This is a genomic window from Nonomuraea sp. 10N515B (assembly GCF_052245915.1).
Lineage (GTDB): Bacteria > Actinomycetota > Actinomycetes > Streptosporangiales > Streptosporangiaceae > Nonomuraea.
This window is the reverse complement of record NZ_JBQQBQ010000081.1, coordinates 1-25897: the sequence shown is the minus strand read 5'-3', so window position 1 is coordinate 25897 and position 25897 is coordinate 1. Positions and strand designations below refer to the sequence as shown.

21 protein-coding genes are annotated in these 25897 nt (G+C 68.0%); 17 read left to right on the top strand and 4 right to left on the bottom strand.

What is annotated here, in order from left to right; translation table 11 throughout:
- Positions 1–67 precede the first annotated feature (67 nt).
- The 3 genes from ACTWQA_RS52415 (at position 68) to ACTWQA_RS52405 (ending at position 2953) form a co-directional block, all read left to right on the top strand.
- Positions 68–1537, top strand: coding sequence for an amino acid permease (locus ACTWQA_RS52415; protein WP_443166311.1), 1470 nt, complete (start codon positions 68–70; stop codon positions 1535–1537).
- Positions 1538–1659: 122 nt separating this feature from the next.
- Positions 1660–2436: a cyclase family protein gene (locus ACTWQA_RS52410; protein ID WP_443166310.1), complete on the top strand. Its 777-nt coding sequence runs from the start codon at positions 1660–1662 to the stop codon at positions 2434–2436.
- Between the two features lie 76 nt (positions 2437–2512).
- A complete protein-coding gene (locus ACTWQA_RS52405; RefSeq protein ID WP_443166309.1) occupies positions 2513–2953 on the top strand; it encodes an Lrp/AsnC family transcriptional regulator in 441 nt (146 codons plus the stop codon).
- Here the strand turns inward: ACTWQA_RS52405 and ACTWQA_RS52400 are convergent.
- Positions 2934–4364, bottom strand: a complete 1431-nt coding sequence (locus tag ACTWQA_RS52400) for an aldehyde dehydrogenase family protein (RefSeq protein WP_443166308.1) — start codon at positions 4362–4364, stop codon at positions 2934–2936. The genes ACTWQA_RS52405 and ACTWQA_RS52400 overlap by 20 nt on opposite strands.
- Positions 4357–5424 carry a homoserine dehydrogenase gene (locus tag ACTWQA_RS52395; protein WP_443166307.1) on the bottom strand — a complete coding sequence of 356 codons (1068 nt, stop codon included), beginning with the start codon at positions 5422–5424 and terminating at the stop codon, positions 4357–4359. Before ACTWQA_RS52395 ends, ACTWQA_RS52400 begins: the two co-directional genes overlap by 8 nt.
- Positions 5425–5560: 136 nt before the next feature.
- Between ACTWQA_RS52395 and ACTWQA_RS52390 the strand changes: the two genes are divergently transcribed.
- The gene (locus ACTWQA_RS52390; protein ID WP_443166306.1) at positions 5561–6355 is read left to right on the top strand and encodes an IclR family transcriptional regulator domain-containing protein; all 795 of its coding nucleotides are present in this window, start codon (positions 5561–5563) and stop codon (positions 6353–6355) included.
- A gap of 876 nt (positions 6356–7231) precedes the next feature.
- On the opposite strand, the gene ACTWQA_RS52385 is transcribed toward ACTWQA_RS52390, so the two are convergent.
- Positions 7232–8131 carry an MmyB family transcriptional regulator gene (locus tag ACTWQA_RS52385; protein ID WP_443166305.1) on the bottom strand — a complete coding sequence of 300 codons (900 nt, stop codon included), beginning with the start codon at positions 8129–8131 and terminating at the stop codon, positions 7232–7234.
- 262 nt (positions 8132–8393) lie between these two features.
- Here ACTWQA_RS52385 and ACTWQA_RS52380 point away from each other — a divergent pair, with 262 nt between their 5' ends.
- The 13 genes from ACTWQA_RS52380 (at position 8394) to ACTWQA_RS52320 (ending at position 23767) form a co-directional block, all read left to right on the top strand.
- Entirely contained in the window at positions 8394–9224 is an 831-nt protein-coding gene (locus tag ACTWQA_RS52380) for an SDR family oxidoreductase (protein WP_443166304.1), read from the top strand.
- A gap of 419 nt (positions 9225–9643) precedes the next feature.
- Positions 9644–10096, top strand: coding sequence for a (2Fe-2S)-binding protein (locus ACTWQA_RS52375; RefSeq protein WP_443166323.1), 453 nt, complete (start codon positions 9644–9646; stop codon positions 10094–10096).
- Between the two features lie 6 nt (positions 10097–10102).
- A complete protein-coding gene (locus tag ACTWQA_RS52370; protein WP_443166303.1) occupies positions 10103–11083 on the top strand; it encodes an FAD binding domain-containing protein in 981 nt (326 codons plus the stop codon).
- Positions 11080–13275, top strand: coding sequence for a xanthine dehydrogenase family protein molybdopterin-binding subunit (locus ACTWQA_RS52365; RefSeq protein ID WP_443166302.1), 2196 nt, complete (start codon positions 11080–11082; stop codon positions 13273–13275). The genes ACTWQA_RS52370 and ACTWQA_RS52365 overlap by 4 nt, the downstream gene beginning before the upstream one ends.
- Positions 13276–13311: 36 nt before the next feature.
- Positions 13312–13764, top strand: coding sequence for an XdhC family protein (locus ACTWQA_RS52360; RefSeq protein ID WP_443166301.1), 453 nt, complete (start codon positions 13312–13314; stop codon positions 13762–13764).
- Positions 13765–13790: 26 nt separating this feature from the next.
- On the top strand, positions 13791–14291 hold the full coding sequence (locus ACTWQA_RS52355; RefSeq protein WP_443166300.1) for an XdhC family protein: 501 nt from the start codon (positions 13791–13793) through the stop codon (positions 14289–14291).
- Positions 14292–14351: 60 nt separating this feature from the next.
- Positions 14352–15047, top strand: a complete 696-nt coding sequence (locus ACTWQA_RS52350) for a PQQ-dependent sugar dehydrogenase (protein ID WP_443166299.1) — start codon at positions 14352–14354, stop codon at positions 15045–15047.
- Positions 15011–15469: a PQQ-dependent sugar dehydrogenase gene (locus ACTWQA_RS52345; protein ID WP_443166298.1), complete on the top strand. Its 459-nt coding sequence runs from the start codon at positions 15011–15013 to the stop codon at positions 15467–15469. The genes ACTWQA_RS52350 and ACTWQA_RS52345 overlap by 37 nt, the downstream gene beginning before the upstream one ends.
- 836 nt (positions 15470–16305) lie before the next feature.
- A complete protein-coding gene (locus tag ACTWQA_RS52340) occupies positions 16306–16458 on the top strand; it encodes a hypothetical protein (RefSeq protein WP_443166297.1) in 153 nt (50 codons plus the stop codon).
- 74 nt (positions 16459–16532) lie between these two features.
- Complete coding sequence (locus tag ACTWQA_RS52335; RefSeq protein WP_443166296.1) at positions 16533–18278, top strand: right-handed parallel beta-helix repeat-containing protein; 1746 nt, start codon at positions 16533–16535, stop codon at positions 18276–18278.
- A 41-nt stretch (positions 18279–18319) separates the two neighbouring features.
- Positions 18320–20545 carry a family 43 glycosylhydrolase gene (locus ACTWQA_RS52330; RefSeq protein ID WP_443166295.1) on the top strand — a complete coding sequence of 742 codons (2226 nt, stop codon included), beginning with the start codon at positions 18320–18322 and terminating at the stop codon, positions 20543–20545.
- Positions 20546–20837: 292 nt separating this feature from the next.
- On the top strand, positions 20838–22325 hold the full coding sequence (locus ACTWQA_RS52325; protein ID WP_443166294.1) for a family 43 glycosylhydrolase: 1488 nt from the start codon (positions 20838–20840) through the stop codon (positions 22323–22325).
- Positions 22326–22339: 14 nt separating this feature from the next.
- Entirely contained in the window at positions 22340–23767 is a 1428-nt protein-coding gene (locus ACTWQA_RS52320; protein WP_443166293.1) for a family 43 glycosylhydrolase, read from the top strand.
- A gap of 292 nt (positions 23768–24059) precedes the next feature.
- Here ACTWQA_RS52320 and ACTWQA_RS52315 read toward each other — a convergent pair whose 3' ends face one another.
- Complete coding sequence (locus tag ACTWQA_RS52315; RefSeq protein WP_443166292.1) at positions 24060–25613, bottom strand: cellulase family glycosylhydrolase; 1554 nt, start codon at positions 25611–25613, stop codon at positions 24060–24062.
- Positions 25614–25897 lie beyond the last annotated feature (284 nt).

Genomic DNA, 25897 nt, shown 5'->3' with positions numbered 1-25897 from the left:
GAATGCGGCATCACCCTCGTTCGTCATGCCGTGTCGTTCCCACCCCCTGTGCTCAGAGGACCCTGTCGTGTCTCTATCAGTCACTCCGGAAGACCAGCCGTCCCCGTCCGAGCCGCCGACCACCGCTGCGGAGCAACAGTCCCGGCCCTCAAGCGGCGCCCTGCGCCGGTCCATGGGCGCCCGTCACCTCGTCATGATCGCGATGGGCGGTGTCATCGGCTCCGGCCTGTTCCTCAGCTCCGGTTACACCATCGCTCAGGCCGGCCCCCTCGGCGCCGTGCTCTCCTACCTCGTTGGCGCGGTGGTGGTCTACCTGGTCATGGCCTGCCTGGGCGAACTCGCCGTCGCGTACCCCGTCTCGGGCGCGTTCCACGTCTACGCCTCCCGGTCGATCAGCCCGGCGACCGGTTTCACGACCGCGTGGCTGTACTGGCTCACGTGGGCGGTGGCGCTCGGCTCGGAGTTCACCGCGTCCGGTCTGCTGATGCAGCGCTGGTTCCCGTCGGTCAGCGTCTGGGTCTGGTGCGTGGTGTTCGCCGTCGTCGTCTTCGGCGTCAACGCCTTCTCCGCCCGGATATTCGGTGAGACCGAATACTGGTTCGCGCTGATCAAGGTGATGGCCGTGGTCGCGCTCATCATCCTCGGCGGCGCCGCGCTGGTCGGCTTCCACCCGATGGCCGACGACCATCAGGCCTTCCCGCATCTGCTGTCGAACTTCGACACGGAGCAAGGCCTCTTCCCGCACGGCCTGTCCGGAGTCCTGGTCACGGTCCTGGCGGCCTTCTACGCCTTCTCCGGCTCGGAGCTGATCGGCGTGGCCGCCGGTGAGACGAGCGACCCGGCCAGCGCGGTCCCCAAAGCGCTCCGGGTGACGGTGCTGCGGCTGCTGATCTTCTTCGTGGGTGCGATCACGGTGATCGCCGCGATGATCCCGTACACGAAGGTCGGACTCGACGAGAGCCCGTTCGTCACCGTCTTCTCGGCCGTCGGCATCCCGTACGCGGCGGACGTGATGAACTTCGTGATCATCACGGCGCTGCTGTCGGCCGGCAACAGTGGACTGTACTCGTGCGCCCGCATGCTGTTCTCCCTCGCCGAAGAGGGCCACGCGCCGCAGGCGCTGCGCAGGCTCAACTCCCGCGGCATTCCCATGGCCGCGCTGGTGGTGAGCATGCTGGGAGCAGCCGCCTCCCTGCTCAGCAGTGTGATCGCGGCCGAGACGGTCTACCTCGTCCTGGTGTCGATCGCAGGCTTCGCGGTCGTCTGCGTGTGGATGTCGATCGCGGCCTCGCAGTTCTTCCACCGGCGCAGGTTCGTCCGGGACGGGGGAGACGTGCGGACCCTGCCCTACCGCACACCGTTCTACCCGGTCGTACCGATCCTGGCGTTCGTCCTCTGCCTGGTCTCGCTGGCCGGCATCGCGCTCGATCCGTCACAGGTCGCCGCCTTGTACTTCGGCATCCCCTTCGTTGCGTTCTGCTACCTCTACTTCCGGCTGCGGCACGGCCGCCGCAAGACCTCGGAGGCCGGTGCGTGACGCCGTGCCTTCGACAGCGTGCTGGACGGCGGTGTCCCCGGCCGAACTGACCGACCTCCTGGCCGGCCCGCGGATCGCGGCGGGCCGGCCGGGCGACTGAGAGCAAAGGAACCGACCAGGCCATGGAGAACGATGTCATGAGCAGTGCCGCCGAGCCCCGGCTGTGGGCCGCGTACCGTGAGCTGACCGAGAAGGTGATCTACACCGACCTCACACACGCCTTCCACCCGGGCCAGCCACACTTCCCGGCTTTTCCGGACGAGCGGCGCACGATGCCCTTCGACATGTCGCGCGGCGATGGCTTCAACGTGCACCTGTACACGATCGTCGGTCAGTGGGGCACCCATGTCGATCCGCCCGTGCACTTCGTGAACGGCGCCCGGGCGCTGGATGAGATCCCCGTCAACGAGATGATCCTGCCGTTGGTCGTCCTCGACATCACCCACCGTGTGGAGGCCGACCCGGACGCCGTGCCCACGCTCGACGACGTGTCCGCCTGGGAGGCCCGGCACGGTCGCGTACCGGCCGGGTCGTTCGTGGCGCTGCGCACCGGCTGGAGCCGTCGCTGGCCCGACGCGGCGGCGATGGCCAACCGTGACGAGAACGGCGTCAGCCACTGCCCCGGCTGGTCGGCCGAGGTGCTGAGCTACCTCTTCGAAGAGGCCGGGGTCACGGCCATCGGCCACGAACAGACCGACACCGACCCCGGCCGTGCCACCTCCGCGGGCGACTTCAGCCTGGAGCGGTACGTGCTGGAACGTGACCGGTGGCAGATCGAGCTGATGGCCGGCCTCGACCAGGTTCCGGAGGCCGGCGCGCTCATCGTCGCCACGTGGCCCAAGCCGCAGGGCGGCTCAGGCTTCCCCGCCCGGGTGTTCGCCCTTCACCAGGCCGAGTGAGACCGCCGGAACGGTAACCCCCGACCCCGGCGGCCACCTGGCCGCCGGGGCTTCCGCGATCAGGAGGACAGGGTACGTGGACGCCGTCGACGAAAAGATCATCGCAGAGCTGACCCGCAACGCCCGCATCTCGCACGCCCAGCTCGGCCACCGCGTCCGGCTGTCCAGAAACGCCGTTCGCCAGCGGGTCGAACGTCTGGAACGGCAAGGGGTGATCGGCGGCTACACGATCGTCCGCCCGTCCAGCACACGGGACCGGGAATTCGTGGCCGCGCACATGCTGGTCTACCGCCAGGACCGGATGCGTGGCGGTGACGTCCTGGCCGCCATCCGGCGCATACCGGAGGTCGTCGCCTGCGACGTGCTGAGCGGCGAGTTCGACCTGCTGGTCAGCCTCGAAGCACGATCGCTGGAACGCGTACAGGGCATCTGGCAGGACATCGCCCAGATGCCCGGCGTACGGGACACGGTGACGGCGCTGATATTGTCCCGGGTGGTCAACCGGCGGAGCGCATGAGCCGTGAGACACAGACGACCTTGGGCTGGGTCATCTCCTCGTAGGCGAACCGCACGCCTTCGCGGCCCATGCTGCCGTACTTGAACCCGCCGAACGGCATGGCGTCGAAGCGGTAGTCGGACGAGTCATTGATCATCACGCCCCCCGCTTCCAGGAGCCGCGCCGCCTCCAGCGCCCGGTCCAGGCGCGCGGTGAAGACGCCGGCGTGCAGGCTGAAGTCGATCTCGTTGGCGCGCCGCAGCGCCTCCTCGAACGAGTCGAACGGCTGGAGGACGACCACCGGCGCGAAGGCCTCCTCCCCCCAGACGGACGACGTCCGAGGCACCTTCTCCAGCACCGTCGGGGTGTAGAGGGCGCCGTCGAGCTCATTGCCGCACAGAAGGGTGGCGCCCTCGGCGAGCGCGGCGTCAACTCGTGCCTTGGCCGCGGCGGCGGCCCGCGGTGTGATCATCGGGCCGACATCGGTCGTGTCGTCCGACGGGTCTCCCGTGCGCAGTCGCCGCGTACGGGCGACGAAGGCGTCCCTGAACACCTCGTACACCGGGGCCGCGACCAGGATGCGCTGGGTGCCTATGCAGTTCTGCCCCGCCGCCCAGAACGCACCCGAGACGCAGCTCTCCACCGCGGCGTCCAGGTCGGCGTCCTGCAGCACGATGACCGGTGCGTTGCCGCCCAGGTCCATCGCAAGCTTCTTCAGACCCGCGGCGCGGGCGATGGCCTCCCCGGTCCTGAAGCCGCCGGTGAACGAGACCATCCGCACGTCGGCTGCCGAGACGATCGCCGCGCCGAGCTCCGCCCCGCCGTTGACCACCGTCACCACGTTCTCCGGCAGCCCCGCCTCGGTGAGGGTGTCGACCAGCCGCATCGCCGACAGCGGCGTGAGGGCGGACGGCTTGAGCACGATCGCATTGCCGCCCGCGACCGCCGGGCCCAGCTTGTGCGCGACCAGGTTCAGCGGATCGTTGTAGGGAGTGATCGCCGCGATGATGCCGAGCGGCTCGCGCGTGAACCACCCCTGGCGGTTCTCCGACCCCTCGTACGCGTCGAACGGGACGACTTCACCGGCGTTGCGCCTGGCCTCGGCGGCCGACAGGCGGAGCGTGTTGACCGCGCGGGCGGTCTCCTTCCGGGCCTGGACGATGGTCTTGCCCGCTTCGCCGACGATGAGCCGGGCGAACGACTCGCTTCGCTCCTCCACCAACCGGGCCGCTCGGTCGAGCACGGCTGCCCGCGCCGCCCGCGACATCGTCCGCGCCGTCCGCCGCCCCGCCCGTGCGCGCTCCATGACGGCGGGCACGCTCTCCGCCGAGACGACGCACACCGAGCCGATCTGCTCGCCGGTGTGGGGGTCATCGACCGGCTCCATGCCGTCGCCGACCCGGATCGGTGGCTTCAGACTCGTCTCAGACACGGGAGGCCCCTTCCATCGCGGCGGCCTTGGCACCGCACCGCTCGTGGATGCTGATGATGTCCGACAGCAGCGCGTACGCCGTCTCCGTGCGGCCGGCGCCCGGCCCGGAGACGGCGACGGTGCCCAGCAGATCGGTGTGGAACGCGACGGCGTTCATCAGACCGGAGACCCCGGCCAGCGGGTGCCCATCGGGCAGCGCGACCGGAGCCACCCACGCCTCCACCGTGCCGTCAGGCCGGCGGGCGGCCGAGCCGACCAGCTTCCAGCGCAGGCCCTTGCCCGCCGCGTCCCGGACGTCCTGGCCGGTGATCCCGGAGATCCCCACGCACCGGATGTCAGCCCGGGTCAGGCTCGCGCCGAACACCTCATTCGCGAGGATCATCAGCTTGAGCTGGACGTCGTATCCCTCCACGTCGGCCGTCGGGTCCGCCTCGGCATAGCCCAGAGCCTGCGCCTCCGCGACGGCCGCGGCGAGGTCCATGCCTTTTTCCAGGCGGCCGAGGATGTAGTTGGACGTACCGTTCATGACGCCCTCGACCCGCGACACAGTGAGCCCACCGAACATGCGCCGCGCGGTCCGCAGCACCGGCGTGCCGCTCATCACCGCCCCCTCGAACTCGAAGCGGACCCCGTTACGGGTGGCGAGCTCCCGCAGGGCCCGGCCGTGCAGTGCCGCCGGCCCCTTGTTGGTGGTGCACACATGCTTGCCCGACTCCAGCGCCCACCGCACGTGGGACACCGCCGGCTCGCCGTCGGCCGGGTTCGTGAAGGTCGCCTCTGCGATGATGTCGGCTGGAACGTCCCGGATCACCCACTCGTTGCGCGGCTCCGGGCTCCCGCCGGCCATGCCGGAGAAGTTGAGCTCAGCGGCGGCGAGCAGCGGCGCCAGATCGATGCCGTCCAGCCGCACGAGCGTCCCGGCCCGCAGGTCCGTGATGGCCACGACGCGGAGGCCGAAACCGAGCTCGGCCGTCAAGTCGTGGCCGCGCTCCACGATCAGCTCGGCAAGCGCTCTGTTCACGCCGCCGAATCCGATGAGTGCGAGGTCGTAACGTGTCATCTTCTGCTCCTCGTGTGTCCGCCGGTGACGCCGTGAGCACAGCGTCACCCGGACGGCCGTCACCGCGACCATGCCGAAACGACCGGTGAAGCCGCCGATCCGGCGGTGTCATGGGCGGATCGATATAGTCAGGCGCGTGACGGCAGCAGGCTCCGACGAGCAGCGCACGGCGTCGAAGGCCGGTGCGGTCTCGTCCTTCCAGATGGCTCTGCGACTGATCAACACGGTGCTGGAACGCGAGACCTCCGGACGCACCGGCTTCAACGTCAGCCGGCTCGCCGACGAGCTCGGGCTGGAGCGCAGCAAGGGCTCGCGGATGACACAGGAGCTGTGCGACAAGGGTTTCCTCGAGCGGCGTGACGACTCCACCCTGCGGGTGGCCCACGGGTTCTTCACCGTGGCCGCCGCCCTCGCCCCGGGGCTGCTGCGACGCAGCCGACCGATCCTGCGCCGGCTCGCCGTCCGTCACGGCGCGAGCGCCCGGCTCTCCGTACGTGACGGTGTCCTCGTCCGCCTCCTGCGCGCCGAGTCCTCCAGTGGCGCCGCCGGCCAGCGGCTCACCGGCGCCGCCCTGATCACACCCTGCTGGTGCACGGGCACCGGCCGCGCCCTGCTCCTCGACCACACGCTCGAGGAGATCACGGACCTCCTCGACGGCTACGAACTGATCGGAGTGGGAGGTCCGAACGCCGCCCACTCCGCCGAAGAACTGGCCGCAGCGAACGACCGTGACCGCAGGACCGGCGTGGTCGCCGCCCACGCCGAGTTCGAGCACGACATCACCGAGTACGCCGCTCCCGTACGCGACGCGAGCGGCCGCATCCTCGCCGCCGTCGCCGTCCTTGGCCGCCAATCCGACCTCGCCCGCCGTGAAGCCGGCATCCGCGCCGACCTCACCGCCGCCGCGGCGGCACTGGGGGAGCCCGCCTGAACCTGTCGAACCGGAGAGACGTACCGTCACCACCGAATCGGTGAACGCAGTGCCGCTCGGATGCTGGTGGCGGGGTCGCCGAGGTGGTAGATCCGTTCCGAGCATCACTCAAGCCCTGCCCAACGGCTACTGCGCCCTGCCCGTCCAGAAGACCTGCCCCCACGCCAACGCCTGCCTGACCTGTCCAATGTTCGTCACCACCGCCGAGTTCCTGCCCCAGCACCGCCACCACTGGCAGCAAGTCCTGCAGATCATCAGCGCCGCTCAGGCTCGTGGCCAGACCCGCCTGGCCACGATGAACCAGGAGGTCCTGGTCAACACCCCGATCACCTTCGATCGGGTCGCGCACGCAGCCGGCGTCTCCCGCTCCTGGCTCTACTCCCAACCCGACATCAAGGACCAGATCGAGCAACTGCGCTCGACCCACCCGGCGGGCGCCCTCCTCGCCGCCCATCCCCGCAGCCCACCGCGCCTCCGACGCCTCGCTCCAGCAGCGGCTCCAGGCAGCTCTCCAGCGCAACCGCGACCTCGCCGCCGAAAACCAGCGGCTCCGGCGACAGCTCTCCGAGGCTCTCGGCCAACTCCGCACGTCACCCCGACAGCGCGGTTCGGCAACGATCGGGCCCTGCTGATCCCGAACGATGACCTCCGGACCGCTGCGTCACGGACACCGTCCAAAACGCAACGGTCCAGGTCACCACCATGATCAAAATCTGAGCTCAAGATAACGTACGAGATGTTGATGAGTCAGATTCGCCGGTGGCGGTGGCAACGAGCAGCAGGCTGGCACGCCGCAGAGGACGTGGGTGAGGATGGCGTGGTTGGCTCCGCGGCTCCGTCGACCGTGCTCCGCAGAGGTCTGTTTCGTGATCCGGTTCAGCCGACCGTTGTCGTGGCGTCTGTTCCCCAGCTGGCAAGCAGCCGCAGGGCCGTTGCGGACTCGGAGCCCGGTTCCGCGTGGTACGTGATCAACGCCTGGTCGGGGTCGTCGGGTAGGGGGAACGTCTCGTACGACAGGGTCAGTTCACCCACCAGCGGATGGTTGAACCGCAGCGCCCCATGGCGCTTGCGGCGCACCTCGTGTGCGGCCCAGAACTGGCGGAACTCCTCGCTCCGCACCGACAGTTCGCCCACCAGCGAGGCGAGCTGCGGATCTTCGGGGTGGCTGCCGGCGTGCATGCGCAGGATCCCGGCGATGGCGCCCGCCTTGCGCTCCCAGTCGATGAACAGATCGCGCATGGCGGGCGAGAGGTAGATCAGCCGACCCCAGTTGCGCTCCTCGGGCGGCAGCCCGGCCCAGTTGCCGAACAGCGCGGCGGCCGACCGGTTCCAGCCCAGGATGTCCATGCGGAATCCGTTCACGTACGCGGGCACGTCCGTCATCGTGTCGAGAAGCTGCTGGATGGCGGGGCGCAAGCGCTGGGTCCGGGGTGACGGCCTGCTCGCCCGCTGCCGTGTGGGCTTGGCCAGGTGTGTCAGGTAGGCATGCTCGGTTTCGGTCAGCTGCAGGGCGCGGGCGATGGAGTCCAGCACCTCCACCGACACGTTCGCGCTGTTGCCCTGTTCGAGCTGCGTGTAGTACGAGACCGACACGCCGGCCACCTGCGCCAGCTCCTCCCGGCGCAGCCCGGGCACCCTCCGTCGCCGTCCGTAGTCGGCCAGGCCGACGTCGGAGGGCCTGAGCCGGGCCCGGCGGTTGCGCAGGAATTCGCTGAGCTCCGCACGCCGATCGAGGCCGGCGGCCGGCCCATTGCCAGAGGCACTGAAGCTGGGCATGTTGTCCAGTTTGCCCCATTTCGAACCGCCGTGCCTGCCACTGCCAGCAGTAGGAAACGGAAGGTAGCCAAAGCAAGGGATGGCTGTTCCCGGGCACGAACGGCAGGCTTGGCGATGTTCCGGCCGGAACGGGAACCAGCGCCGATCAGCACGGACGCTCAGCCACGACTGAATCATTCGCCCGTCCGGCTTCTTCCGATCAGTGCCTCCGGCCGACGTGCTGTCGCGGCCCGCCCGGCCACATTTTCTTCTCAGGAGTTTGATGTCTCGTACCTGGTTCATCACCGGAACGTCGCGAGGATTCGGCCGCATCTGGGCCGAGGCCGCGCTGGGCCGAGGCGACAAGGTGGCTGCCACCGCCCGCAACGTCGCCACCCTGACCGACCTCGTCGACCGCTACGGCGACAACGTCCTGCCGATCGCCCTGGACGTCACCGACAAGTCCGCCGTGGACCTGGCCGTGAAGAGGGCCCACGACCACTTCGGGCGGCTGGACGTCGTCGTCAACAACGCGGGATACGGTCTGTTCACCATGACCGAGGAGGTCACCGAGCAGCAAGCTCGCGACCAGTTCGACACCAACGTCTTCGGCGCTCTGTGGGTGACGCAGGCCGTCCTGCCGTATCTGCGGGAGCAGGGCTCGGGCCACATCATCCAGGTCTCCTCCATCGGTGGGCTGCGCGCATTCCCTGTCCTCGGCATCTACAACGCGTCGAAGTGGGCGCTGGAGGGGATGAGCCAGGCTCTCGCCGCCGAGGTCCGCGGCTTCGGCATCAAGGTCACGATCGTCGAGCCGGCCGGCTACGCCACGGACTGGGGAGCGAGCTCTGCGGTGCACTCCGAGCACCTGCCCGCCTACGACGGTGTGCGCGAGGCCGTGGCCGCGTTCTGGAGCGGGACGACCCCCGGCGACCCGCAGGCGACCGCCCCGGCCATCCTCCAGGTCGTCGATGCCGAGGAACCGCCGCTGCGGATCTTCCTCGGCGCCGGCCTGCTCGAGCTGATGCGTGACGAATACGCGCAGCGCATCGCGACCTGGCAGGAGTGGAACCACACCTCGGAAGCGGCCATGGGCAGCCGCCTCGCTGCCTGACCGCACCTCGCCCCGCCGCAGGAGCCTGGACGGACCAGGCCCCACCAGTCTCGACGCTCACCGGCCTCCCGCGACAGAAAACGCCCAGCGGCACACGGCTGTCCGCCGGACGGGGCCGAGAGCACGGGCCTGGCCGAGCCGACCCAGCCGGCTTCCACGGAGCGGAACCGGCCCTGATCCCGCTCGTGACGTACACCGATCCGAGAGAGCGATTCATGGAACCCATACCGGCCGAACCGTCTGACACGGCCGCCGTACCCACCGCACCACCGGTCAGGCCCACCCGGCGCACGTTCATCACGGCGACCACCGCAGCCGGCGCTACCGTCGCGACCGGTGGCCTGGTCGCCGGGGCGTCCAGGGCCGGCACGGCGGTACCCGCCGAGGCGGCATCCGCTGAGGCGCCGCCCACCAGTCCCGTGTCGCTGTCCGTCAACGGCGACCGGCACACCGTCACGGTTGACAACCGGACCTCGCTGCTGGACCTGCTGCGCGAACATCTGGGCCTGACCGGCTCGAAGAAGGGTTGTAACGCCGGTGCCTGTGGGGCGTGCACGGTGCTGGTCGACGGACGGCGGGTCAACTCCTGTCTGACACTGGCGGTACGGCTGGAGGGCGCCGAAGTCACCACCATCGAGGGTCTGGCCGACGGCGACCAACTGCACCCGCTGCAGCAGGCGTTCATCGACCAGGACGCCTTCCAGTGCGGCTACTGCACCCCCGGGCAGATCATGTCCGGCGTCGGCTGCATCCAGGAGGGACACAGCGGATCGGCCGAGGAGATCCGTGAGTGGATGAGCGGCAACATCTGCCGCTGCGGCTGCTATGTGAAGATCGTGCGCGCGGTTGAGCACGCCGCGAGCCGGAAGTGAGTGCCGATGTATCCCTTCTCTTTCACCAAGGTCGCCGGCACCCGTGAGGCGCTGGACGCCGGTCGGCGCGGCGGGCGTTACATCGCCGGCGGCACGACGCTCGTCGACCTGATGCGCGAGACCGTCGAACGCCCCGAGAGGCTGGTCGACATCGGCGCCCTGCCACTGCGGGAGGTCACCGTCACCGCGCGCGGCGGGCTGCGCATCGGCGCCCTGGTGCGGATGGCCGAGGCCGCCGCCCACCCCAAGGTGCGCATCGCCTACCCGGTCATCTCCCAGGCCCTGGAACTGAGCGCGTCCGCCCAGCTGCGCAACATGGCCACGATCGGCGGCAACATCATGCAGCGCACCCGCTGCACGTACTTCCGTGACGTGACCGCCGCCTGTAACAAGCGCGAGCCGGGCTCGGGCTGCGCCGCCCTGCAGGGCTACAACCGCACCCACGCGATCCTCGGCACCTCCGACCGCTGCGTGGCCACCCACCCCTCCGACGTCGCGGTGGCCTTCGCGGCGCTGGAGGCGAGCGTGCACCTGCTGGGGCCGGACGGGGAGCGCAGCGTGCCTTTCGCCGACTTCCTGCTTCAGCCCGGCGACACGCCGAACCGCGAACAGGCTCTCCGCCCAGGCGAATTGATCACGGCCGTGGAGATTCCGCCGCATCCGCGCCCGCTCAAATCGGGCTACCTGAAGGTCCGCGACCGGCAGTCCTACGAGTTCGCACTCACCTCCGCGGCCGTCGCACTGCACATACACGGCGGCGTGATCCGCCAGGCGAAGATCGCCGTCGGGGGCGTGGGCACCGTGCCGTGGAGACTCCCCGCGGTCGAGCGGCAGCTCATCGGCCGGCGACCGTCGGACGTCCTGTGGGCCGAGGCGGCCGATCAGGCGGCGCAGGGGACCCGCCCACTGCAGCACAACCGCTTCAAGGTCGAGTTGCTCAAACGCACCGTCGAACGCCAACTGCGCATCGTAGGAGGTACCAAGTGAGCCCGCAGCCACAGGCGGCAGTCGGAGCGCCGTTGTCCCGGGTGGAGGGGCGCCTGAAAGTGACCGGGCAGGCGAAGTACGCCGCCGAGCACGACATCGGCGGAGTCGTGCACGCCGTCGTCGTCGACAGCAGCGTCGCGCGCGGGCGCATCACCGGCATCGACGCCCGCGCCGCCCTCGCCCAGCCCGGCGTACTGAAAGTGATCACGCACCTCAACGCGCCCAGGCTGGCGTACCGTGACAACCCGGTCTCGCTCGCCCCCCGAGGGGGTCGGCGGCTGCGCGTCTTCCAGGACGACCGCGTCCAGTTCTTCGGCCAGCCGGTCGCCGTCGTGGTGGCCACCACGCTGGAGGCCGCGCAGCATGCCGCCGACCTTGTCGAGATCACCTACGACGTCGAGAAGCCCTCGACCGACCTGACCGACAGCCCGGCCGACGAGCCCCAGACCTACGCTCGGGGCAACGCGGAGCAAGCACTGGGTTCGGCGGGCGTCCGGTTGGAGATGAGCTACCGGCTCTCCCGCAACCACCACAATCCCATGGAGCCGCACGCCACCATCGCCCGCTGGGACGGCGACAGGCTCCGCGTATGGGACAAGACCCAATGGGTGATCGGCGTGCAGCACGAGCTCGCGGCCGTGTTCGGCATCCCGGCGGAGTCGGTGCGCGTCATCTCGCCGTTCGTCGGCGGCGCGTTCGGCAGCGCCCTGCGGACCTGGCCGCACGTCATCGTCGCCGCTCTGGCCGCGCGCGAGGTGGGACGCCCGGTGAAACTCGCGCTGACCCGCAGGCAGATGTACTTCTCGGTGGGATACCGGCCCGCGTACGAGTACAAGCTGCGCCTGGGCAGCGACCGGCGCGGGCGGGTGACCGCGATGGTCCACGAGCTGAAGCACGAGACCTCCCGCTATGAAAGATTCTGGGAGGCCAACCTGGTGCTCGGGCAGATGCTCTACGCCGTGCCCAACGTCAGCCAGTTGGTCCGGACGGTGTCGCTCGACGTGAGCACCCCGCTGTGGATGCGCGGCCCCGGCTACAGCAGCGCCGCCTTCTGCATCGAGTCCGCGATGGACGACCTCGCCTACGAACTGGGCATAGACCCGATCGAACTGCGGCTGCGTAACGAACCCGACGAAGACCCGTCGAACGGACGGCCCTTCTCCACCCGGCGGCTGCGCGAGTGCTTCCGCGAGGGCGCTCGCGAATTCGGCTGGCACCGGCGCAACCCCAAGCCGCGCTCCACCCGCGACGGCGACTGGCTCATCGGCACCGGCGTGGCCACCGGCTGCTACGACGTCTGGCGGGGACAGGCCCAGGCCTACGCCAGGATCGATGCCGACGGCACCGCGGTGGTCGAATCCGCGACCCACGACGCGGGCCCGGGCACGTACACCTCCATGACCCAGGTCGCGGCCGATGCCCTCGGCCTGGAGGTGCGCCACGTCGAGTTCCGGCTGGGCGACTCCACCATGCCGCCGGCCCCGCCACAGGGCGCCTCGCAGACCATGGCCAGCGTGGGATCCGCCGTCCAGGACACAAGCGACAAGTTGCGCACGCAGGCCATCAAGCTCGCCGTCGAGGATGAGGGCTCACCGCTGCACGGCGTCAACGCCGATGACGTCGTGGTCAGCGGCGGCCGGCTGCAGGTGAAGGGCGACCCCGCGCGCGGGGAGACCTACCAGCAGCTCCTTGCCCGCAACAACGGCACCCACCTCATAGCGCGCGGCTCCTACAACCCGGGCGCGGAGTCCCGGTTTTCGATGTACGGCTACGCCGCGATGTTCGCCGAGGTCGCCGTCGACGCCCGCCTGGGGCTGGTACGGGTGAGGCGGATGCTCGGCGTCTACGATGCGGGCCGGATCATCAGCCCCAAGCTCGCCGACAGCCAGGCGATCGGCGGGATGGTGGGCGGCATCGGCATGGCCCTGCTGGAGCACACGGTCACCGACCACCGCGACGGCCGGATCGTCAACGCCAACCTGGCCGACTACCTCGTCCCCGTCAACGCCGACATCCCCGATCTCAAGGCGATCTACCTCGACGGCCGGGACGACGAAGCCGACCCCATCGGAGTCAAGAGCCTGGGCGAGCTCGTGCAGATCGGCGTGGCGCCCGCCATCGCCAACGCGGTCTTCCACGCCACCGGACGCCGCGTCCGCGACCTGCCCATCACCGCCGAGGCCCTGCTCTGAGCCGCCGGGCCGACTCCCTGCAGAAGGACCCCGCACATGCTGAACATCACCGACACGCTGTACCGCTGGTGTCGTGAGAACCGCCTCTTCGCCCTGGCCACTGTCGTGAGCGTCAGCGGCAGCGCGCCCCTGCCACCCGGCACCGGCCTCGCCGTGGACACCGACGGCAACGCGGTCGGCAGCGTCTCCGGCGGCTGTGTGGAGGGCGCCGTCTACGAGCTGTGCCGGCAGGCGCTGGCCGTCGGCGGCGCTCCTGCACGGGCCCGCTTCGGCTACTCCGACGACGACGCCTTCGCCGTGGGCCTGACCTGCGGCGGCGAGATCGAGGTGCTGGTGCAGCGGATGGAGCCGGCGGCAGCGCCGCACCTGGTCGCGGCGCTCGACGAGGTGCTGTGCGACCGCCCTGTGGCCATCGCCCACGTGGTGGACGGTCCCGGGTCGAGGTCGGAGGCGACGCCGATACCTGCCCCGAGCGGCTGTCCCTGCTGATCCACACCAACGCGCGGCTTCCCCGGATGCTGATCTTCGGCGCCGTCGACTTCGCGGGCGCGCTGAGCGAGGCCGGACGCTTCCTCGGCTACCACGTCACCGTGTGCGACGCCCGCCCGGTCTTCGCCACCACCGCACGCTTCCCGCACGCGCACGAGGTCGTGACCGACTGGCCGCACCGGTACCTCGCGGGCACCCACGTGGACTCCCGCACGGCGGTCTGCGTTCTCACCCACGACGCCAAGTTCGACATCCCCCTGCTGCGCCAGGCGCTGAGCCTCCCCGTGGGCTACGTCGGCGCCATGGGCTCCCGGCGCACCCACGAACACCGCCTGAAACCGCTGCGGGACGCCGGGGTGCCGGAGCCGGACCTCGCCCGCCTGCACTCACCGATCGGACTGGATCTCGGAGCCCGTACCCCCGAGGAGACAGCGGTCTCCATCACCGCCGAGATCATCGCCCGCGCCAACCACGCCTCCGGCACACCGCTGTCCCGGGGTTCCGGTCCCATTCACCGGGCCGCGTGAACGCCGAGTGGCACCGAAGACCTGCACGTCGCACAGAGACGCTAAGAGAGTCGAGAACGCATGCGCCAGCACTTGTCGAAAGCTCTCGTGCCCGCCGTCGCCGTACTGCTGCTCGCCATGGGCTGCTCACCGAGCGGCGCGTCCTCTTCCGGAGCGGCCATCGACGCGGCCGGCTCCGGCTCCGGCTCGGGACAGGTGAAGGTGCTGCGGACCGTCACGGAGGGCCTGAACTCACCATGGGGGCTGGTGACGCTCCCTGACGGGGATCTGCTGGTGTCCTCGCGCGACGAGGCCACGATCACCCGCGTCGACGTCGACAGCGGGGGGAAGACGGAACTGGGCGAGGTGCCGGGCGTCTCCGCGCAGGGCGAGGGCGGCCTCCTCGGGCTCGCCCTCTCGCCCGGCTTCGCCGCCGATGGCCTGGTCTACGCGTACTTCACCGCGGCCTCCGACAACCGCATCGTCCGGGTGCGCTACGACGCCACGCGTCCGGAGGGCAAGCAACTGGGACGACCGGACATCGTCCTGCGCGGCATCCCTCAGGGAGGCATCCACAACGGCGGCCATGTCGAGTTCGGCCCGGACGGGATGCTGTACGCGAGCACGGGCGAGTCGGGTGACACCCCACTCGCCCAGGACAGAAACTCGCTCGGTGGCAAGATCCTGCGCATGACCCCTGACGGCAAGCCCGCACGCGGAACCCCGAGCCCGGCTCGGTCGTGTACTCCCTGGGCCACCGCAACGTACAGGGCCTGACCTGGGACGATGACGGACGGCTGTGGGCGTCGGAGTTCGGCCAGGCGACCTGGGACGAGCTGAACCTGATCCGGCCGGGGCAGAACTACGGCTGGCCGGAGGCCGAGGGCCGCAGCGACAGACCGGGACTCACCGGGCCCGTCCGGCAGTGGAGCCCCGCCGACGCCTCGCCCAGCGGCATCGCCCACGCCAAGGGCGCCATCTGGATGGCCGGCCTGCGCGGCCAGAGCCTGTGGCGCATCCCGCTGGACGCATCCGGCCAGGCGGGCGAGCCGGAGGCGTTCCTGCGAGGCTCGTACGGAAGGCTGCGCAGCGTGGTGGCCGCGGCCGACGACCGGCTTTGGCTGATCACCAGCAACACCGACGGCCCGGGCTCACCCGCGGACGGCGACGACCGGATCCTGCTGCTCCAGGTGTCCTGACGACAACACCCCCCACGGCCCGTTCACGGCGTGACCGAACAACTCCCGGGTGGCGGAGGCGCCCAGTCGTGTCTCGCGGCGTTCCCATCCAGCGCGACGTCGCCTGGTCGAGCGTGCGCTAATAGGTGACCACGGCGCGGAAGCGGACGTCGCCCTTGGCGACTCTGTCGACCGCCGTGGCCACCTGCTCCTCCGGGAACGTCTCAACCATAGGGATGACCTTTCCCGCGGCGCCGAGGGCGAACGCCTCCCGGAGGTACTGGGGGCCGTTGTGGGTGGAACCGACCACCTGCAACCGCAGGCCGATAAACGGAAGAGCTCTGCCGGCGGGTGGAATGGAGCGCTCCCAGAAGAGATCGCGTAGCTTCCGGGCTACTACATGCGCGATGTCTGTTCTGTGAACGTTCACAGAACAGGGTGCCGTCAGTTGTCAGTCCAGGGTCGTCAGCTGATGTTGTCGCCGGCCCCTGGCAACGCTGCCAGAGCATGCCGCTCGTGAAACTTTCACCGAACGGGCGTCGGCTCACCAGGGCCATCGCGTAGTTCCGCGCTATCGCCCGGCACCGGCCTTGACGGTGCCGACTCCTCTTCTTACGTTTAAACCGTTTTAACACAAGACGTTAGCGCTTACTTGCCCGCATTCGGCGGATTCCCCACGGGTGAACGGCTTTCCTCGCAAGACCCGCACCCTCACCCAGGAGAGACAGAGCGATGGATCCTCAGCCCGAATCCGCCGGTCCGCGGAGAAGGACCGCGCCAGCCGCTGCGGACGCTTCGCCCCTGGACCGCGGCCATGCTGACCAGGGCCATCAAGGTGAAGGCGGCGACCACCGCCGGTGGGCGCGCCCGACCACCTCAACCCCCGCCAGCGCTTCATCCAGCAGGACGTGGCCGACGCGCCCAGCACGTCTTTCGACCACCCGGCGCGGGCCCCGCTCAGCTTCCGGCACGCTTTCGGCTCCTCCATCACCGGCCTCGCCGGGATGTAGCCGGCCTGCTTCCGCAAACGTTTTACCTTTCCCTCGCCTTGGACGGCTTCCTCGACCTCTGACGGAGTTCCGTGATGAAACACTGCATGACGGTGGCGCGTGCCGCCTTGGTCGCGACGGCCGTGGTGGTGCCCACCGCGTTCATCGGCGCATCAGTGGCAGCCGGCCACGCGGCGGCCGGCGCCGTCTACTACGTCGCCCCGAACGGCAGCGACAGCGCGGCCGGAACGCAGGCCGCCCCATGGGCCTCGATCGCCCGCGCGCAAGCGGCCGCCCAGCCCGGAGACACGGTCTACCTCCGAGGCGGGACCTACGCCTACACCAGGGCGAACAGCACCTGCTCGAGTCAGACCGCCCGAGTCGACGCCATCACCCTGAACAAGAGCGGTAGTTCCGGCAACCTGATCCGCTACTGGGCCTACCCCGGGGAGAAGCCAGTCTTCGACTTCTCCCGCATGACGGACAACTGCCGGATCAAGGGATTCAGCGTCACCGGCAGCTACATCCACCTGAAGGGCCTGGAAGCCAGGGGCGTGCTGCAGAACAACAACCTGAACGCCGAGTCTTGGGGGATCTGGGTCTCGGGCAGCAACAACATCTTCGAGATGATCAACACGCATCACCACATGGGAACCGGCCTGTTCATCAGCGGTGGTGGCGGCAACCTGGTTCTCAACTCCGATTCGCATGACAACTACGACCCGAACAGCTCAGACGGGCCCGGGGAAAACGCCGACGGTTTCGGTGCGCACTACACGCCTGCCGGCCGTACCGCGAACGTCTTCCGAGGGTGCCGTGCGTGGTGGAACGCCGACGACGGTTACGACCTCATCTCCACCTACTCACCCGTGACGATCGAGAGCTCGTGGTCCTGGCGCAACGGCTACCTGCCGGGGACGACGACGCCTTCCGGCAACGGCGTCGGCTTCAAGGTGGGAGGCTTCGGCGCCGAGTACGACGCCGGCGCGGTGAAGCACACTGTCCGCTTCTCGGTGGCCTTCCTCAACAAGGCGGCGGGCTTCTATTCCAACCACCACCCGGTGGCCAATGATTACTTCAACAACACCAGCTACGGAAACCACCCCGATTTCAACATGCTGGGAATCGACTCGAGCGGCGCCGCCGTCGGCCGGGGCAACCTGCGCAACAACATCGCCTACACGGGCACGCTGACGTCGAACATGACCGGTACCAGCTCCGCGTACAACTCCTGGGACCTGGGCGTCACCCTGTCGGACTCCCAGTTCCAGAGCGTGTCGACCTCCGGATGGGATGCGCCGCGCCAGGCCGACGGTAGCCTGCCCGCGCTGCCCCACCTCCGCCTTGCCGCGAACAGCACCCTGATCGACAAAGGCACCAACGTCGGCCTGCCGTACACCGGGCCGGCCCCGGATCTGGGCGCCTTCGAGCGGACCGGCGACACGCCGTCAGCGCAGCGTTACGAGGCGGAGACCGCGCCCGCGGTGTGTCAGGGCACGATCGACACGAATTGGGCCGGATTCTCCGGTAGCGGTTTCTGCAACGGCACCAACGCCACCGGCGCCTACGCCCAGTTCACGGTGAACGCCTCGGCGGCCGGCACGGCGACGCTCGGGATCCGCTTCGCCAACGGCACCAGTGGCGGTACGGAGAGGCCGGCCAACCTGGTCGTCAACGGGTCCACGGTGGCCACGGTGTCGTTCGAATCCACCGGCGCCTGGACGACGTGGGTCACCAAGACCGTGACGGTCCCGCTGAACGCCGGCAGCAACACCATCCGATGGGATCCGACCACGACAGCCGGACTGCCCAACGTCGACTACCTCGACATCAACGGGTGAGCGCGGAAAGCGCGACGCCACTAGAAACGAAAGGCAGCACCATGATTGGTACCTTACGTAAAACTGTGCTGGTCACCGCGGCATGGCTGTTCATGTCAGCGGCGGCACCCGGTGGTATCGCCGCGGCGGCTGAACCCCTGGCGGATCTCAACGACAACGTCTCCGGCTATTCCGCCGCGGATTACACCGCCGACTCGTGGGCGTCCTTCTCCTCTCAGGGAGCGGCCGCGAATGGTCTGGTGATGGTTCGCGGCCTGAAGAGGCTCGTCGCGGACTACAAGACGCGCTCCGCCGGCAAGTACACCGGCGATTCCTGGGCGCCCTTCGCGAAGGCGTTGAACACCGCGGCCGATGTCGCCGCCGACGCTTCGGCAACCGCGTCGGAAGTCGCCGCCGCGAAGACGGCATTGGTGACCGCCGCCGACAACCTGACAGCCACAGACGAGGGGACGTTCCAAACCATCACCAACAATGTCTTCTGGAACGACACCAGCGGCAACCCCATCTATTCACAGGGTGGGGGCGTCTTCAAGTTCGGCGACACCTACTACTGGTACGGCGTGCACTACACCGGCGCCGAGTACTACCGGGCCAATCCGACGAGGAAGTACGACGGCGACGTCAGCTTCGTGTCGATCCCCGTGTACTCGTCCAAGGACCTGGTGAACTGGAAGTTCGAGAACCGCGTCGCGACGCGCTCCACCGGCGTCGGCAGCGGCGCCAACATGGGCGGCGCGGGCTGGGTCGGGCGGCTCGGTGTCTCGTACAACGAGAACACCGGCAAATACGTGCTCGCCGTGCAGATGTGGCACACGGGCAGGGGCGGGCACGGTGTCCTGCTGTTGCAGGGCGACTCGCCGACCGACACCTTCGACTACGGCTACTTCCAGACCCAGATCACCAACTCGCCGACGACCGGTACGGGGGACCAGACCGTCTTCACCGACGACGACGGCAAGGACTACCTGATCTTCTCCAACCGCGAAGGGCGGTCGCGCGGCTTCGTGGCCAAGTTCCGGGAGTCCGACTCGCTGCGGATCGAGCCAGGCGTGGAGATCCGCCGCGGCGACGGTCGCGAGGGCAACGCCATGTTCAAGCTCGACGGCAAGTACTACCACGCGGCGTCGGACCTGCACGGCTGGAACACCTCTGTCAACTACGTCAATGAGTCGACCAGCAGCAACGTCCAGGGCTCCTACAGCAGCGAGTACGTCCTTGCCGGCACCGAGATGGACTACAGCCACGTGACCCAGACCGGGTTCTTCGTGACGGTCAAGGGCACCAAGCAGAACACGGTGATCTACGCCGGCGACCGCTGGGCCGACTTCGCCTGGAACGGCATCGGATACAACCAGTGGGTGCCGATCACCAAGACCGGCGCGCGGCCACAGTTCCACTCGATGAGCCAGTGGCAGTTCAACATCACGACCGGAGAGTGGCGCGTCGGGCCGGCGAACAACTACATCCTCAACCCCGACATCCAGGCCGACCGCATCATCGTCTCCAGTGTGCGCGGATGGCGGAACCTCGGCGGTTCGGTGACCAACGTCGACGGTGGTGCGAACGGGTCTCGCTTCGCCCTCCAGGTGAGCAACAGCGGCGGCGTCGAGCAGCGGATCGCATCGGTACCCGCAGGCGCCTACACCCTGTCCCTGCACGCTCGGGGCAGCGCCGGACAGGTCGTGATAACCGGCTCCAACGGCAGCCAACGCACCCTCAGCATCCCGTCGTCGAGCGGCTGGGCCAAGCGCGAGCTCACCGGCATCGCACTGCCCAGCGGGGCCGCCACCGTCACCGTGCGGGCGTCGGGTTCGGGCGGTGTCATCGTCGACCAGCTCTCACTCGTCAAGACCTCTCCCGACACGCCACCGCCTCCGGGGCGTTACGAGGCGGAGACCGCGCCGGCGGTGTGTCAGGGCACGATCGACACGAATTGGGCCGGCTTCTCCGGCACCGGCTTCTGCAACGGCACCAACGCGGCCGGCGCCTACGCCCAGTTCACGGCGAATGCCTCGGCGGCCGGCACGGCGACGCTCGGGATCCGCTTCGCCAACGGCACCAGCGGCGCCAGGGCTGCCAACCTGGTCGTCAACGGGTCCACGGTGGCCACGGTGTCGTTCGAATCCACCGGCGCCTGGACGACGTGGGTCACCAAGACGGTGACCGTTCCGCTGAACGCCGGCAGCAACACCATCCGGTTGGACCCGACCGCCGCCGACGGCCTGCCCAACGTCGACTACCTCGACGTCAGCGTCGGTGCTGCCTAGCCACCGCACCGTGGCGCAGGCACGCCGCCACCTCTGCCTGCGCTCGCACCATCCCGTAAGAAGCCGATGGCCGGCGTGCCGCGTATGCGGCACGCCGGCCAGTACAGACCCCCATGAGATCCAGCGGTCTGGCGGCCCCGCACCACCGGGCCGCCAGACCGCGAACTGCGCCGATGGCGAGTTGTCCTCAGCCTAGGGAGCCTCGCTGGTCAGCGGCACCTAGCGGATTGTTAACGCTAACAAGGAGGTACCCGTGCAAGGACCGAACGACCGCTGTCGAAAGGACTCCGACATGTCCCGTGCTAGCTATCGGGTCTTACTTGCCGCGGTGACGGCGCTGTGCATGGCGCTGTCCGTCGGCGTCGCGCAGCCGGCCTCCGCCGCACCGGGCGTTCCGTACGCCAATCCGATCAAGTCTCAGAAGGGGGCCGATCCCTGGCTCGAGTACTACAACGGCAACTACTACCTGATCACGACCACGTTCACCAACAAGCTGCTGATGCGCAAGTCGCCGACGCTGGCCGGGCTCGCCACCGCGCCGAGCGTGCAGGTCTGGGAGGACAGCACGTCATCGCGCGGGACGAACTTCTGGGCCCCCGAGATCCACTTCATCAACAACCGGTGGTATCTGTACTACTCCGGCGCCCAGGTCGGCGCCGCCTGCTGCGACACCCAGCGCACCCACGTGCTGGAGAGCGCCGGTACGGACCCCATGGGCCCATACACGTACAAGAACAGGCTCGCCGGCTCGAACCTCACCCCGGGCGGCTGGCTCATCGACGCCAGCGTGCTGCGGCTCAACGGCTCGCTCTACCTGCTCGGCAGCGGGTTCGTCAACGGCAGTGCGCAAAGCCTGGTGATCGCACCGATGAGCGGCCCGTACACGCTCGCCAGCAGCACGTTCAGCATCATCTCGCAGCCGACCCACTCGTGGGAGCGGTCCGGTTCGCCGGTCAACGAGGCCCCGGTGGCGCTGCAGCGCAACGGCCAGACCTTCGTCGTCTTCTCGGCGAGCTCGTGCCAGACCGCCGACTACAAGCTGGGCATGCTCACCTACAACGGCGGCGACCCGCTGTCCGCCTCGTCCTGGACCAAGGCGGCCAACCCGATCTTCCAGCGCAACGACGCCAACAGGGTCTACGGGCCCGGCCACAACGGCTTCTTCACCTCCCCGGACGGCACCGAGAACTGGATCGTCTACCACGCGAACTCAGCCTCCAACGGCGGCTGCGGCAACGGGCGGACCACCCGGGCGCAGAAGTTCACCTGGAACGCGAACGGAACGCCGAACCTCGGCACTCCGGTGGCGGCCGGCGTGACGCTGGCCGGCCCGGCCGGCGAGACCGCGGCCACGCCGTCGGCGTACCGGATCGTCAACCGCAACAGCGGCAAATGCCTGGACGTGTCCGGCGCCTCCAGCGCCGACGGTGCGGACGTCATCCAGTGGAGCTGCAACGGCGGCACCAACCAACAGTGGCGCATCGAGGATCTGGGCAACGACACCAGCCGACTGGTCAACGTCCGTAGCGGCAAGGTGCTCGACGTCAACGCCTGCGGCTCGGCCGACGGCACCAACATTCAGCAGTGGTCGTGGCTGAACAACAACTGCCAGAAGTTCCGCATGATCGTCACCGATCAGGACGGCTGGGTGCGGCTGGTCAACGTCAGCAGCGGCAAGGTCGCCGACGTGGCCGGCTGCGGCACTGCCGACGGAGCCGACGTACGCCAGTGGAGCTGGCTGAACAACAACTGCCAGCAGTGGCAGCTGCAGCCCGTCTAAGGGAGGAGTTATCGATGCGTAGACGTACTTTCCTCGCGCTCCCCGCGCTGGGCGCGGCGGCAAGCCTGATGGACGGATCCACAGCGTTGGCGTCACCGGCGGTGACGTACACCAACCCGCTGATCGCGCAGCGGGCCGACCCGCACATCGTCCGGCACACCGACGGCTATTACTACTTCACCGCGACGGCGCCGGAGTACGACCGGATCATCCTGCGCCGGGCGACGACGCTGCAGGGGCTGGCCAGCGCGAGCGAGTCGGTGATCTGGCGCAAGCACGCCAGCGGTGACATGGGTGCGCACATCTGGGCGCCGGAGATCCACTTCATCAACGGCAGGTGGTATATCTACTTCGCTGCGGGCCGCAGTAACGACATCTGGCGGATCCGGATGTGGGTGCTGGAGAACAGCAGCGCCGACCCGTTCACCGGTACGTGGGTCGAGAAGGGGCGCATCGTCACCCACCTGGACACGTTCTCGCTGGACGCGACCACGTTCGTGCACAACGACACCCGCTACCTGTCCTGGGCACAGCAGGACCCGGCGATCAGCGGCAACACCAACCTGTATCTGGCGCTGATGAGCAACCCGTGGACGATCTCCGGCACTCCGGTACGGCTGAGCGTGCCGACGCTGTCGTGGGAGACCATCGGGTACAAGGTCAACGAAGGCCCGTCGGTGCTCATCCGCAACGGCAAGGTGTTCCTGACCTACTCAGCCAGCGCCACGGACAGCAACTACTGCATGGGGATGCTGACCGCGTCGGCGTCCAGCAACCTGATGAACCCGGCGTCGTGGAGTAAGAAGCAGCAGCCGGTGTTCAGGACCAACGCCACGACGAGCCAATACGGCCCGGGGCACAACTCGTTCACGGTCTCCGAGGACGGGCAGAGCGACATACTGGTTTACCACGACCGCGGCTACAGGGATATCAGCGGCGATCCGCTGAACGACCCGAACCGGCGGACCCGAATCCAGAAGCTGTACTGGAACGCCGACGGCACACCGAACTTCGGCACCCCGGTGCCGGACGGGGCGACGCCGTACCGGTTCAGGTCATACAACTTCCCAGACCGGTTCATCCGTCAGGTCTCGTTCCGCGGGCGAATCGACGCGGACATGACGAACCTGGCCGAGTCGCAGTTCCGCATCGTCACCGGGCTGGCCGGGAGCGGCACGGTGTCGTTGGAGTCGACCAGCAACCCCGGCTACTACCTGCGGAACCGAAACTATGAGATCTGGCTGGACAAAAACGACGGCACAACGGGGTTCAAGAACGGCGCGAGCTTCACCCGGCGGGCAGGCCAGTCCGACTCGGCCGCGGTGAGCTTCGAGTCGGTGAGCGCCCCGGGCCGCTACCTCCGCCACTACAACTACGTGCTCTACGTGCAGCCGTTAAGCACCGCCACCGACCGCGCGGACGCCACCTTCTCCCTGGAGTAGCCGGTGCACGCCAGCTCGACGGCCGACGGTCCCGCAGGGCCATCCAGTGGCCCTGCGGGACCACCGGCACGAACCAGCAATGGACACGCGCGGCAGCGTGATGTGCATGCATCCTCGCGGGAGAAAGTGCATGCGGCTGCACCGCATGCGCTTCTCCCCGCCGGATGATCTGGGCATCGAGGCCACGCGACTGATCGTGCTCATGCCGAAGCCTGTGACGCCGAATACCTGGTTGCCCTAGCCGATAACGACATGGGGCGAGCCCAGCGAAGTCCGCCAGGCCCGCCGGGTTCTAGGGCGTCGTGACTTCGAGGTAGTCGATGTTGGGCAGGCCGCTGGCCGTCGTGGGGTTGAACCTGATGGTGTTGCCGCCCGCGTTCAGCGTGACGGTCAAGGTCTTGGTGACCCATGTAGTCCACGCGCCGGTGCCCTCGAACGACGGGGTCTGCACCGCCGAGCCGTTGACGAGCAGCGAGGCCGGCCGCGCGGTCGCGACACCGTTGGCGAACCGGACCAGCAGCGTCGCGGTGCCCGCCGTGCTCGCGTTGACTGTGAACTGAGCGTAGGCCCCCACCGCGTTGTTGCCGTTGCAGAATCCGGTACCTGAGTAGCCCGACCAGTTGGAGTCGATGGTGCCAGTGCACACCGCCGGCGAAGCTTCCGCCTCGTAGCGGGTGGCCGACCCAGGACCGCCGATGGCGCTCATAATGGCGCCGATGATTCCTGGTTGGGTCACCGTGTTGGTGTTTCGATTGAACAGCCCAAACCCGTATTGACCGTTGACGCCATTGTCCCAGTAAATAGTGGCTGCTCCGTACTTCTTGGCGGTGGCCGCCATGGTGCGCGCGAAGTCCGCGCGGTACCTGTTGTTCGACGAATCAAAGGATGACTTGTCGATCGAGCCGTATTCACCGACGACTACCGGGTATCCTCTGACGATGAAACTGTCGTACGTCTTCTTCAGCTGCGAATCCATGTAATCCTCCTGTCCCCAGGTGGATGTTCTCGATGGGTTGGTCGCTGCCGGTCCCCACTGCGTGATCGTGCCGTTTTCCTCTCCGGCGAAGTCCCACGGAGCATAATAGTGAACGGAGATCATGATTCTCTGCTCATTGCTGGGGATGGAAGGCGATCGGTAGTTGTCCGTCGGAATCACGAAGCCGTAGTTCCCGGTAGTGTAATCGATATTCGTGTTCCAGCCAGGAACAAGCAGCCATCGTGAACTGTTGTTTCCGCCAGCTCTTCTTGTGGTGTCCACGAAGATTTGGTTGTAGCTGTTGATGTTTGAGTAGCACGGTTGAGTGGGATTGCCGTACTGTCCGTCGAATTCTTCGTTCATGGATTCGAAGATCAGGCGTTGGTCGTAATTTTGAAACCTGGACGCGAGTTGTTGCCAGACCTTCTGATACTTGGCCTTGATCGCTGTTTGATTGGAGGAATCGCAAATCAGCCAGGCGTATGGAATGGTTTTGTAGCCGTCTCCATGTATGTCGAGCACCACATACATGCCTCGGTTGTACGCGTAGTTGACGACTTCCTGAATCCTGTTCAGCCAGGAAGAGTTGATCGTGTAGTCCGGGCCGGCCCCGATATGCCTCAAATACGAGACCGGGATCCGGATCGTATTGAAGCCTGCCGACTTCACCTTGTCGATGAGAGCCTGTGTTACGGTCGGATTGCCCCACGCCGTTTCACTGGGATATCCGTCGACGTTGGCTTCCAGCTGGTTCCCCAGATTCCAGCCCGCTCCCATGTCGGCAACGATCTGCGACGCGTTGAGCTGTGTCGTGGTGTCGGCCGATGCATGAGTGGTCAAGCCGGACACCGATAGGGCGGCCGACAGCATGCAGGCCAGGAGAATGACCCTGATCTTCCTTACTGTTGGAACCATGGGTATTTCCTCTCTTCCAGGCTTGGCGTGCCCAGGAGCAGTTTCGTCCAGCCAAACCTCTCGATCGGTGGTGGCGGGCTCTTCTCGTCGCACTTGTGAGTTTTTGCGCAATGTGGACCGCCCCGGGGATCTTGGAGGCTACGATTCCTGCGAACTTGCGAATGACGTAGTAGATCCCTGCGCCTTATAGAAGGCGTCCTCGTACTCCCTCGGCGGAATATTACCACAGAATGAGTGAA